The following is a 12,355-nucleotide window of genomic DNA, read 5'->3' as shown; positions in this document are numbered from 1 at the left end:
GCACAATGATAATTATTCTCATTAAGATTGTCAATAGAATTTATGAAGATTGTCTGAACCATCCATGAATCTGTCCATCTATCATGAACATAGGATTTAAACTTTACAGAACATTTGATGTATACCATAATCTTACTGATTATTCCTACAGATTCAGCCTCTACTATTCATTCATTCTTGTGCCTTGTATCCGCATTAACAAAATAACCGAAAAGAGAGGGATCCCCATGCGTGAAAAAATCCCCGCTCCTACTGCAGAGAGCGACTTTCCCGTTAAGGCCGGCAAACCTGCACGGCAAGCCCTTATCGTTGCAGGCTATCGTCAGCTTGCCGACCTCACCCAAGCATCCGAGAAAGAGCTGCTGGCGCTTCACGGCGTAGGACCCAAAGCGATCAGAATACTGCGCGAAGCTCTTGCCGAGAAGGGCCTAGCCTTCAAAGAATAAATAAACACGGCTCAAGTTCTTCATGTAGAATAAAGCAGCGCACCAATCCTGGGATTGGTGCGCTCATTGATGTTCCATATTCCATATCATCTTTGACATTGCGACTTCGACTAAATGATGTTATACCGTTTCAGTAAATCTTCGATGACGGTTCCGGAGACTTTTTTCAAAGCCTGCTTTTCTATTAAGTTCATGATCAACGGAAGCTTCAAATCGGTTAGCTTTTTACCATCCATCATTTTGGAAGTGGAGTCCAGCAGTACACGGACATCGTAGCAGGAGCCAAATACTTCAGGCACGCCGCGGTCCACATTTAATAAGGTGTAAACGGCTTCCATTGCCGTTCTGACCGAATATTCGGTTGTAAATACGGTGTCGCGAACCGTGTCGGCAAACTGCCCGATAAAAGCGAAGTTGACGCAACCGTCCGGAACTACTTTCGGCCGGTCTCCTGCTGTTCTCGGCATGAAGAATGCCGTAATATAAGGCATCATGGTGGGGATGCAGCGTGCAGAGTTCGCAGCCATGTCAGGAATTTCATGAACAGGCACACCCAGATGGTACAGCCACTCCATCGTAATTTCCTCGCCTGTGCATTCTCTCATCGGCTTCTTGACATAATCGCCCGGAACATCAGTGAATAAACCGTATACCCATACCACAAGCTGATCTTTTGGCTGCTCTTTGAAATGCGGTTGGCGATTTAACGTATAACTCATCATCCACTTGGAATCCTTTACGGACACGATGCCGCCTGTTACGACCTTTCCGCTGAACGGGGCGCGTTTACATACTTTCTCGATATAAGGCGGGATTCTGTCATCAAGTGTCGTAACGGTTGCCGATTCCCAGTTTGTCTCTTCCGTATTCGTGCAGAATTTATCGGGACGCCCAAAGGATGGATCCTGCCTGGCGATATTTCTCCAGAGCTCCCAGCAGCCGCCTGTGGAACGATTGTATGCAGCCGCGCGGTGATGGTCGCCCGAAGCGGAATTTTCCGTGCAGCTGCCGTTTGTTACAAACACCAAATCATCTTCCGTCAAATCGATATATTCCTCTTTGCCGCCACGGAGACATACGATTTGCTTGGCAACCTTCTGATTGCCTTGAATATCAAATGCGACATTCGTAACCGTCGTATCATATTGGAAATGAACGCCATGCGCCTGCAAATATTTCATCATGGGCAGAATCAATGACTCATATTGGTTATACTTCGTAAATTTCAACGCGGAAAAATCAGGCAGTCCGCCAATATGGTGAATGAATCTTTGAATGTAAAGCTTCATCTCCAAGGCGCTGTGCCAATCTTCAAAGGCAAACATCGTTCTCCAGTAAAGCCAGAAATTCGAGGCAAAGAAATCCTCCGTGAATACATCGGTAATTTTCTTATCATACAAATCTTCGTTTCGAGTAAAGAATAACTTCACGATTTCCAGCGAAGCTTTTTCGCTCAGAGCGAATTTCCCATCCGTATGGGCATCCTCGCCCCGGTTAACCGTGGCTCTCATTAGAGAGTAGTTCGGATCCTTCTTGTTCAGCCAGTAAAACTCGTCCAAAACCGATGCGCCTTCAATTTCAAGAGACGGAATGGAACGGAACAAATCCCACAAGCATTCAAAATGATCTTCCATTTCCCGACCACCGCGAATAATAAAACCTTTATCGCTGTCATGAATTCCGTCGCAGGCACCTCCGGGAAGACTAAGCTCCTCCAGAATGTGGACCCGCTCTCCCTTCATTTGGCCGTCGCGCACGAGGAAGCACGCAGCTGCCAGAGAGCCTAAACCGGCTCCAACCAGATACGCTGATTTTTTGTCGACATCGACCGGTTTTTCCGGGCTGGCAAACGCTTCATAATTTCCATTGCTATAATACATTCCCGTCACCTCCGAATTGATTCTAGCAACTACATCATAAAAAAATATTCGGAGGTCTCCCATAGACAATGTCCGCCTAATGTCGAAACTTTCGACACAAGGCTAATATTGTCTAATGAGAGTGGTGCAATTTAAACTTTTCCAGCGCGAAAAAGATATCGCCTTGAATCAAAATGCTCAGCCGGTCCACAATCGCAGAGGGCTCTTCCTTCATCCCTTTAGCAATCCAATCCAGCATCAGCCCTACAAACGCATATTTATAAAAGTCAGCGATAAACGACTTATCCTCATCCCTGATCGACATCGTAACGGCCTTTTCCTCAATAACCCCTATCAAAAGATGATACGTTACATTAAATAGGTACCTTTCCAGCTGCTCTCGTTTAATCGAATGATAGACGCTCGTCACAAACGCCTTGTTTTTTAGCACATACTCAAATATTTGCAATAGGCCCTGCTGCCACGTGTCATACGTTTTCTTGCCATCCAGCGCTATGGTAGCCTCGCTTGTGCAAATCCACTCCACAAGATCATAAATATCCCTGAAATGATAATAAAACGTCTGCCGATTCACTTCACAGTCCTCGACAACATCAATGACGGTAATCTTATCAAGCGTTTTTTTCTCAAGCATTTTTTTTAGCGATAGGGCAAGCGCTTTTTTTGTTGTTTGTGCCATAAAACTCCTCCAATCCAGAGCGTAATCATTCACAAAGGCCATTAGTCAGACGATACACCTTCATTATAAAGGAACTCAACGCGAAAAAGCGGTGACCCTATGAAGGCAAATAGATTGGGAATGCGCAGAAGTCGAGAAAATCGCAACCCGATGGCATCGTTGTAAATAAAAATTAAGTTTATATTGTGAAATAATTCACCACTTAATTAACAGCCCTATATTAAAATGAAGTGGACCTAACGAGGCTGACGGAGGGAGGCAACCGGGGAAGATCTGAGATTCGAAGAATAAAGGCCACGCTCGCACACCCTTTTGTTTCTCGTTTTTCTACGTTAAACCTCCTTTTTCGTTTGGCTCTTTATGGTCAACTAAACAGATGTAGAGAAAGTGGAGGGTTACACAGTGAAAAAGAAGGTTGCAGCAACGCTTATACTCATTCTCTCTTTCATGCTCGCCATCGCGGGATGCGGCGGCGGGACCCAGGATCAGAGTCAGGACAACGCAAAAAAAGAAGAAGCCCCAGATACGGCCGTTTCGGGTGCGTCCCAAACCGGGTATACGCCGATCGATCAGCTAAAAGAAAAGTATGATATCATCATCGTCGGTGCAGGCGGAGCCGGTATGTCTGCTGCCCTTGAGGCAAAAGAAAAAGGCATGAACCCGGTCATTTTTGAAAAAATGCCGATTGCCGGCGGGAATACCATAAAATCATCTTCGGGCATGAATGCTTCCGAAACCAAGTTCCAACAAGAACAGGGCATTAAGGACAGCAACGATTTATTTTATGAAGAGACTTTAAAGGGCGGTCATGGAACCAACGACAAAGACATGCTTCGTTTCTTCGTTGACCATTCGGCAAGCGCAATCGATTGGCTGGATTCCATCGGGATTCGGTTGAACAATATCACCATTACGGGCGGCATGAACGAAAAGCGCACGCACCGTCCTGAGGACGGCTCGGCGGTAGGACAATACCTTGTCAACGGTCTGGTGAAAAATGTACAAGAACAAGAAATTCCGCTATTCGTCAACGCCAAGGTAACGGATATTACGGAAAAAGAGGGCAAAGTTAACGGCGTCAAAGTCATCTTCAACGGGAAAGACGAGAAAACTATTGCAGCGGATGCCGTCGTTGTGACAACCGGCGGTTTCGGAGCCAATATGGACATGATCTCCGAAGTTCGGTCCGACCTGAAAGGTTACGTGACCACCAACCAAGAAGGCAGCACCGGTGACGGCATTACCATGATTGAAAAACTCGGCGGCACTACGGTCGATATGGATCAAATCCAGGTTCACCCTACGGTGCAGCAGGAAAAATCTTATCTGATCGGGGAAGCCGTTCGGGGAGAAGGGGCCATCCTTGTGTCCAGCCAAGGCAAACGTTTCACAAACGAGCTGGATACTCGGGATAACGTCACCGCCGCCATCCATAAGCTTCCTGAAAAATCGGCTTATCTTGTGTTCGATTCCGGTGTAAAATCCCGCGTCAAAGCCATTCAGCAATATGAAAAAATGGGCTTTGTTATTCAGGGCGATACCATCGAGGCTTTGGCCAAAGAAATGGATGTTCCGGCCGATCAGCTCCAAGCTACCCTGGATACATGGAACAGCTCGGTTAAGGATAAAGAAGATGCCGAATTCGGCAGAACGACAGGCATGGATAACGAATTGTCCGGCGCACCGTACTATGCCATCCAAATCGCCCCCGGTATTCACTACACCATGGGCGGCGTAAAAATCAACACGAACACGGAAGTGTTGAACAAAGACGGCAAGCCAATTCCCGGATTGTTCGCAGCTGGCGAACTAGCAGGTGGATTGCACGGTCAAAATCGAATCGGCGGTAACTCCGTTGCCGAGATCATTATTTTCGGCCGCCAAGCCGGCATTAAATCGGCTGAATTTGTAGGAGCACGGTAAGCTGTAGCCGGCATCTTTCATTCGGCAAAACAACAAACGCTCGGTCTCGTCCTGATCCTCCGGTAGCCATCATTTTCAAAAACCATATTTACATTTCTATAAAAATAGATATAATAAACGTATGGATACCTTACAAACCATCAAAGCACTATCAAACGAGTCCCGTTTCAAAATCCTGGAGTGGCTGAAGCACCCGGAAGAACATTTTGATCCGCAGGAGCACATGCCTTCCAAATGTGATTTTCATGGCGGTATCTGCGTGGGCTCCATTTCAGAAAAAACAGGACTCGCTCAGTCGGTCGTTTCTGGCTACCTCGTCAAATTGCAAAAGGCTGGTCTACTGGAATCCCATCGAGCGGGCCAGTGGACGTATTACAGACGTAATGAGGAGGGCATTCAGCGTTTTATCGAACAACTCAAGGAAGAGCTTTAAGCTTAAAAAGCAAATCAACCTGAAGATTAGGCTTAAAAGCTCTTTCTTTTTATCATATATATCTATTTTTATGAAAATACAGAAAAGCATATTAAACATATTGGAGGATTCCATACATGAGCAACCAAAATCAAAGCGTCCGATCTACCGCATCCCTATTCGAGCCCTATACCATCGGTAACCTTACCCTTCCTTCCCGTGTGGTGATGGCTCCCATGACCCGAGGCTTCTCCCCGAATGGCGTTCCGGGCCCGGATGTGGCCGCTTACTACCGCCGGCGTGCGGAGAACGGCGTCGGATTGATCATTACCGAAGGAACGCTGATTAACCACCCGGCGGCTACCGATAACCCTAATATACCTAATTTCCATGGAGAGGCCGCATTGAACGGCTGGGCCGAGGTGGTCCGTCAGGTCCATGAAGCCGGCGGTAAGATCATGCCGCAAATTTGGCACATCGGCATGACAAGACCAATAGGAGCCGAGCCAAATCCGGAAGCACTTCCGATCGGACCATCCGGACTTGACCTGGACGGCAACATCGTCACGAAACCGATGACCAAGGATGAAATCGAGCAGGTTATTCAAGCCTATGCCGATGCGGCTGCGAATGCCAAACACCTTGGCTTTGATGGCGTCGAAATTCATGGTGCCCACGGATACCTGATCGACCAATTCCTCTGGGAAAGAACGAATCAGCGTACCGATGAATACGGAGGCGACATGCTGAAGCGTGCCCGCTTTGCGATCGAAGTGGTAAAAGCAGTCCGTCAAGCAGTGGGTCCTGACTTCCCTGTTGCCATCCGCCTATCCCAATGGAAGACGACCCAATATGAAGCCAAGCTGGCGGATACGCCTGAAAAGCTGGGACAGTTGTTAACCGCGCTGTCTGACGCTGGTGTCGATATATTCCACTGCTCCACCCGCCGCTTCTGGGAGCCTGAATTCGAAGGTTCTGACCTGAACTTTGCTGGGTGGGCCAAGAAACTGACTGGAAAAACGGTCATCACAGTCGGCTCTGTCGGCCTCGATGAAGTATTTACCAGCCTCTTCACCCAAGGTAAGGGTGCCGGCCAGAGGGACCTCGAGGAGCTGCTGAGCCGCCTTGAGGAACATGAATTTGACCTGGTTGCCGTAGGCCGTGCCCTGCTGGCCGATCCGGAGTGGGCGGCTAAAGTTCGAGACGGACGTTTCGACGAGTTGGCACCATTCACGCCGGATTCCTTGAAAACCCTGGTTTAATGCGATATCAGTCCTCCCCCTGGACTTAAAGCCGCATTGAATCTTTAAATATAAGAAAAACGTCTATCGACGTACTTTCACAATAGACAGACCGCATTTAGCGGAAGTTTTTCTTGCGAGATAAGGATGCTAAGCCTCGGATGATTATACTTTCTTATCTCTTAAATCAAAAACCGGAAGAAAGACTTCAGTCTTCTTCCGGTTTTTTTTGCTGTATAGTAACTAGCTCTTACCGCTGACTTGGAAGACAGGCCGCTCATGGAACGGCCCCTGCCAGCTCAATTCAACGGACCGTTCCGAAGAATCAACGTGGCGAATGTACCGTCCAAAATAACGATGGCAAGATGACGACACTGCTGATGCTCTCGGGCCGGCTTCATCCATACTGTTCAGTGCTATTCGTCCCGCAAGGCGGCTTGACGCTTGTAATGATCCTCGAGGACCATGCAAGCCATCGCTTCAATCACGGGTACGACGCGGGGACAGATGCATGGATCGTGCCTGCCGATCGTCTCAATCTCCCGTTCGTTGCCGTCTACATCGACCGTCTGTTGAGGGATAGAAATGGATGAAGTCGGCTTTACGACGACTCGGAACACGATGTCCGCCCCGGTGCTGATACCACCGATGATCCCGCCGGCATGGTTCGTCTTGAACCCTCCCGCGTCCATCTGATCGTTGTGTTCGCTTCCCCGCATAGAGGCCGCTTGGAAGCCAGCCCCGAATTCAATGCCCTTAATCGCGCCGACAGACAACATCGCCTTCGCCAACTCGGCGTCAAGCTTGTCGAATACGGGTTCCCCCAGTCCCGCGGCAATGCCGCTAATTCGGCATTCGACGATCCCCCCGCAGCTGTCGCCCTCTTCGGCCAGTCGTTCTATCCTCTCGATCATGCGAACGGCCGCTTCGGGATCACACGCGCGAACGGCATTCCGTTCGATGGCATCGGCGTCAAATTGCTCGCATCGGATGCCGCCAATCTCCGTCGTATAAGCCATGATGGAGACGCCCCGACGTTCCAAAAGCCTGCGCGCCACGGCTCCGGCTGCCACTCGCGCAGCCGTCTCCCTTCCCGAAGCTCTTCCGCTGCCGCGATAGTCGCGGATGCTGTATTTTTTCTCATACGTGAAATCCGCATGCCCGGGCCGGTAGGTTGATTTGATTGTATCGTAAGCCGACGGGCGCATGTCGGTGTTGTTAAGCATAATGCACAGAGGCGTCCCGGTCGTTCGCCCCTCGAAAAGACCAGATAAAATGCGGATCTTATCGTATTCCTTGCGGGGAGTTGTAACGGAGGATTGCCCTGGCCTTCTTCGATCCATCTGAATCTGAATGTAGGCCTCGTCCAGCTCAACGCCCGGTGTGACACCTTCTAAAATGACGCCCACTGCTTCTCCGTGTGATTCCCCGAACGTAGTCATTTTCAACCGCTCTCCAAACGTACTTCCTGCCATGTTCATACCTCCCGTAAACATTTCGATTCCATATCCTTCAGTTTAGAGGTATATTTGAAATAAATGAAATCGTAATAATCAACAGTTGCCATAGAGAGGATTGATAACAAATGATCGCCAACACGGAATGGTATCGAGTGTTCCTGCATGCTGCAGAGACTTCCAATCTCACGAAAGCTGCGCATAACCTCCATATGACACAGCCCTCTGTTAGTTATGCCATCAAGCAGTTGGAAGAAGCCCTCGGCGTGGGGCTGTTCGACCGGTTATCCAAGGGCGTCCGCTTGACGCAAGAAGGCCAAGCCCTGTATCAGCATGTCCGGCAAGCCTTCGACGAACTCGATTCAGCCGAGCGCCGATTGAAGAAGCTGAAGCAGTTCGGCGAAGGCAGGCTAAGGATCGGCGCGAACGGGGCCATCGTTAAGGACTTTCTTCTCTCCTTGCTCGACCGATTCCATGCCCGCTATCCCGACATCCGCATTCAGCTGTCACAGGAACGAACAAGCAGCATCGTGGAGCGTTTAAAGAAAGGATCGTTGGATCTCGGCTTTGTTCACCTTCCCGTATCGGACGAGGAAATCCATATCATCGACTCCCGTACCTCGCCTTATTGCGCCGTGGTCGGAGCGGCCTTCACAGATTGGACCCGCAGGCCTCTACGGACGGAAGAATTGACGGAGCTCCCCCTCTTGATGCTATCCCCCGGCAGCTCGACGCGATCCTTCATCGAAGGGTGGTTCCGATCGTACGGGGTGGAAGTGGAAGCCGACTTCGAGTTGAACAGCCTGGACATGTTAGCGGAATTTGCCGAGCGCGGTTATGGAACGGCCTTCTTGCCGCGGGCCTTTGTCTCGCCCCGCATCTCGGACGGTTCCTTGTTGGAGCTTCGAACAGACACTCCGTTACCGGATCGATATATCGGCGTCGCCGTTCGGAAGCAGCAGTCGCCATCGCTGGCGGCAGGGGCATTTTTGGAGATGCTGCAGCAGAATTGACGATCTTCCGCCGACATTCCCAACTGAACAAGGCAGCCGGATGAACGGCTGCCTTTGCTTCGTTTGTATTGACTAACGGTTTAGCAGATATAAGCTTGCTGCTCATCAAATCCTGTCCAAGCTGGCACCTGTTGAATACACAGGTAGCTGTTAGCTTTGAAAACTAACCGTAAGCCCTCACTTCAATAACCTCGGCATAGTCCGTGCCGTTCGTGCGCTCCACCACCAATCGAAGCGCCGTGCAAGGAACAGGCTCCTCCAAATGGTGGACTCTTTTCCGGCGGCGGTTAAACGCCTCAGAGGCAAGCGTGATCCAATTTCCTTCCGAATCCAACGCTTCTAGTCTGTAGGCACGGACCAGCTCAGGAATGATGTCGAACGGCGTACGATGATGGTGCAGATTGATCAGATCCTCGTTAACATCATCGTTGAAGATCAGGTGAATCTCGCGGACCGTCTGCACTTCCCCCCATTCCAGCTTCAACCAAGGCGTCTCCCCGTCTGCGATTCGCTCCGATACCCACATATGCGGACCGCCGAACGGACGTTTATAGCCGTCAATGACATGCTCCGGAAGATACGCCCTCGAGTCGATCGCCGATCTCAGGCAGAACAGCTTGCGGACCAGCCCCTTCATGCTCCATTCCACTACCGGCTGACTGTCATCATGGTCTTCCAGCTCCTTGGAGACGCGGGCTGGCGTCCCCCGTTCGAAGGAAAGCAGCCCGCTCATCGGCTTAGACGACAAATACAGCGTCAGAACCGGATTTTTGCGCACGATGATCAAGGCGTTTTGCGGCTCTCCCGGCTGCCAATCCAGCGGGACGGGGACCCACTGTCCCAGCCCCGGCATGACGCGGACAGAGGTGCGGAATTCCAACGCGGCCGGCACGTAATTCTCTGGACGTCCCGTGCTCCAAACCTCCACCGTCATGTCGGTCTCCTGCTCCGCATCTACCAGCCATTCCAGTTCTCCGCTTAGGCCCGGCTCGGCCGGCATCAGCACGGCGATATCCCGCTCCAGCGGATAGGACGCCTCCGCTTCCTCGATCGCGATCCTGGACAGGTGGGACGATGCACTGACCTTGGCGCTTTGGGCCAGATCCAGCGGATCGCGGTTTACTGCCCCGAGTACGGAGGCATCCTGCTTCAGCAGCGTCTGCTGAAGCTCCCCGCTCCGGCTGCGCGACAGCTCCCGCGGCGTGATGCCGTGCTGGACGCACAGCGCCGCAGCCGTGCCGGCCGCTTCGCCCAGGACGGCGCAGGTCGCCATCACCCGCGTGGTGCCAAAGGCCACGTGGGTGGCGCTGATGTTGCGCCCGGCGAACAGCAGGTTGGCCACGTTCGCCGAGTACAGGCTGCGGAACGGTACATGGTAATTCCCGTCCGCATGCATATGCTTCGAGCCGCTCTCTTCGGCGTACATGCCCTGCGGCGGATGCAGATCGATCGACCAGCCGCCGAAGGCGACCCGGTCCCCGAACGGCTCTTGGGCCATAATATCGTTTTGCGTGAGCACATAGTTGCCGACAAAACGGCGATATTCCCGCTTGCCCGGCTGGGCGCCGACCCATTCCAGCGTCATATTGGCGGCATCAAACTTACCGGAATTTTTGATATAGTCCCATATGCCATATATGACTGACCACAGCTCATCGCGGATCCGCTCATTGTCATGCACGGTGTCGAGCTCGCCGCCCCATTCGATCCACCAGTAATGGCAGCCCGAGTCGCCGCTGCGGATGACCCGCTTGATCGGGATCGGCGTCTGCGTAATATCCTTGGCAAAGACGGGCGGCACGAATTTCACCGGGTGTCCGGCATCCTTCGTGTAGAACAGCAGCGTGCTGCCGAGTGTCACATCGTCCGCCGTCTCCGGCGCCCATTCCTCCCCGTATTCGCTGCGGGCTTCCCGCCCGAGCCGGTATTTCGCTCCCGCCAGGAAGCCGACCAGTCCGTCCCCCGTGCAATCCAGGAACACGGGACTCTCAAACCGGATGCGCCGCTCCGAGCCCATCATCCAACCGGTAACCGATCGGATCTGCCGCGCGTTAGAATCTCCGTCCGCTTCTACCTCATGCACGTCCGTATTCAAGAACAGGGTGATGTTCGGCTCGGCTCGCACGGTCTCCAATACGATCAAATCCCATAGATACGGATTGCCGTCCGGATTCCGGTACTGGTTCTCCACGAACATCTCGCCCATAATGCCGGTTTCCCGGGCATAGCGGTTGATCCCGTGAGCCGTCGCGCCGCATACCCATACGCGCACCTCGCTGCTGGAGTTGCCGCCCAGAACCGGGCGGTTCTGTACGAGCGCTACCTTTTGTCCGAGCCTGGCGGCCGCCACCGCCGCGCAGACCCCTGCCAAACCGCCGCCAATCACCGTTATGTCGCTTACTTCCGTTTCGTTTCTCATGCTCCTTCTCCTTTCATTTTCGTCCAGCCCATCTGTGGACCTGGATTATGGGCTATCCTTTAACAGCCGAGCTCGCCACGCCCTGAATGATATATTTCTGACCGATCAGGAACACGAGAATCATCGGAATAATGCCTGCGGTCGCCGCCGCCATCATGCCGTTATAATCCACCGTATTTTCGAGAATGAAATTTTGCAGTCCCAGCGGAACGGTATACAGATCCTGATCGATCAAAAACACCAAGGCGTTCTCGTAATCGTTCCAATGCCAGGAGAAATCGATAATGGCCAGCGTAGCCAGCGAAGGCTTTGCCATCGGCAGAATGATCCGCGAAAAAATGCGGAAATGTCCTGCTCCGTCGATAAAGGCAGCTTCCGAAATTTCATAGGGCACGGAGAGGAAGAACTGCCGCATCATGAACACCCCGAATATTGTGAATACGCCCGGTAATATAAGAGCCCAATGCGTGTTATAAATGCCGACCCAGTCGAACATGATGAACTTCGGCACAAACAGCACCTGAGGAGGGACCATCATCATCGACAAATAGATCATGAACATGGCATTCCGTCCCTTGAACTCGATCCGGGCAAAACCGTAAGCGGCTAAAGCGGACAGCAGTACCGCTCCGACGGTGCTGATCAAGGCGACTTTAAGTGAGTTCAGGTAGTAGTGGCCAAAGCTGTTCGCTCCGGTCCACACTTTCACATGATGATCCCACATGAATTGGGCGGGAATCCACTGAATCGGATATTGGAACACTTCCGCCGGCATCTTGAACGAGGTGCTGATCATCCAGAGGAAAGGAACGATCATAATCACGCTGAAGAACAGCATAATGAGCGTAATGATTATTTTAGTATAAAAGGCTTTGATCATATTCC

10 protein-coding genes are annotated in these 12,355 nt (G+C 51.5%); 5 read left to right on the top strand and 5 right to left on the bottom strand.

Annotated elements, in window-relative coordinates; genetic code table 11:
• The first annotated feature begins 227 nt into the window (after positions 1–227).
• Positions 228–446: a helix-hairpin-helix domain-containing protein gene (locus ACETK5_RS20715; RefSeq protein WP_100539620.1), complete on the top strand. Its 219-nt coding sequence runs from the start codon at positions 228–230 to the stop codon at positions 444–446.
• Between the two features lie 110 nt (positions 447–556).
• Here the strand turns inward: ACETK5_RS20715 and ACETK5_RS20710 are convergent, their stop codons facing one another.
• Both ACETK5_RS20710 and ACETK5_RS20705 read right to left on the bottom strand, forming a co-directional pair.
• Positions 557–2,326, bottom strand: coding sequence for an oleate hydratase (locus tag ACETK5_RS20710; protein WP_394057574.1), 1,770 nt, complete (start codon positions 2,324–2,326; stop codon positions 557–559).
• Positions 2,327–2,438: 112 nt separating this feature from the next.
• On the bottom strand, positions 2,439–3,005 hold the full coding sequence (locus tag ACETK5_RS20705) for a TetR-like C-terminal domain-containing protein (protein WP_100539618.1): 567 nt from the start codon (positions 3,003–3,005) through the stop codon (positions 2,439–2,441).
• A gap of 402 nt (positions 3,006–3,407) precedes the next feature.
• Here ACETK5_RS20705 and ACETK5_RS20700 point away from each other — a divergent pair, with 402 nt between their 5' ends.
• From ACETK5_RS20700 to ACETK5_RS20690, 3 genes are all read left to right on the top strand, one after another.
• A complete protein-coding gene (locus tag ACETK5_RS20700) occupies positions 3,408–4,928 on the top strand; it encodes a flavocytochrome c (protein WP_394057572.1) in 1,521 nt (506 codons plus the stop codon).
• Positions 4,929–5,049: 121 nt separating this feature from the next.
• Positions 5,050–5,361, top strand: a complete 312-nt coding sequence (locus ACETK5_RS20695; RefSeq protein WP_326111810.1) for an ArsR/SmtB family transcription factor — start codon at positions 5,050–5,052, stop codon at positions 5,359–5,361.
• Between the two features lie 116 nt (positions 5,362–5,477).
• A complete protein-coding gene (locus ACETK5_RS20690) occupies positions 5,478–6,602 on the top strand; it encodes an NADH:flavin oxidoreductase (RefSeq protein WP_394057570.1) in 1,125 nt (374 codons plus the stop codon).
• A gap of 395 nt (positions 6,603–6,997) precedes the next feature.
• On the opposite strand, the gene aroC is transcribed toward ACETK5_RS20690, so the two are convergent.
• Positions 6,998–8,056, bottom strand: a complete 1,059-nt coding sequence (aroC, locus tag ACETK5_RS20685) for a chorismate synthase (protein WP_394057568.1) — start codon at positions 8,054–8,056, stop codon at positions 6,998–7,000.
• A 110-nt stretch (positions 8,057–8,166) separates the two neighbouring features.
• On the opposite strand from aroC, the gene ACETK5_RS20680 reads away from it, so the two are divergent.
• Positions 8,167–9,051, top strand: a complete 885-nt coding sequence (locus ACETK5_RS20680; protein ID WP_394057566.1) for a LysR family transcriptional regulator — start codon at positions 8,167–8,169, stop codon at positions 9,049–9,051.
• A gap of 163 nt (positions 9,052–9,214) precedes the next feature.
• On the opposite strand, the gene ACETK5_RS20675 is transcribed toward ACETK5_RS20680, so the two are convergent.
• Together ACETK5_RS20675 and ACETK5_RS20670 are read right to left on the bottom strand one after the other, a co-directional pair.
• On the bottom strand, positions 9,215–11,470 hold the full coding sequence (locus ACETK5_RS20675) for an FAD-dependent oxidoreductase (RefSeq protein WP_394057564.1): 2,256 nt from the start codon (positions 11,468–11,470) through the stop codon (positions 9,215–9,217).
• A gap of 52 nt (positions 11,471–11,522) precedes the next feature.
• On the bottom strand, positions 11,523–12,350 hold the full coding sequence (locus ACETK5_RS20670; protein WP_394057562.1) for a carbohydrate ABC transporter permease: 828 nt from the start codon (positions 12,348–12,350) through the stop codon (positions 11,523–11,525).
• Positions 12,351–12,355 lie beyond the last annotated feature (5 nt).

It is taken from the genome of Paenibacillus ilasis (assembly GCF_043195395.1).
Classification (GTDB): domain Bacteria; phylum Bacillota; class Bacilli; order Paenibacillales; family Paenibacillaceae; genus Paenibacillus_AQ; species Paenibacillus_AQ lautus.
Note: the sequence above shows the minus strand (reverse complement) of the source record. Positions and strands in the feature narration are given on the sequence as shown.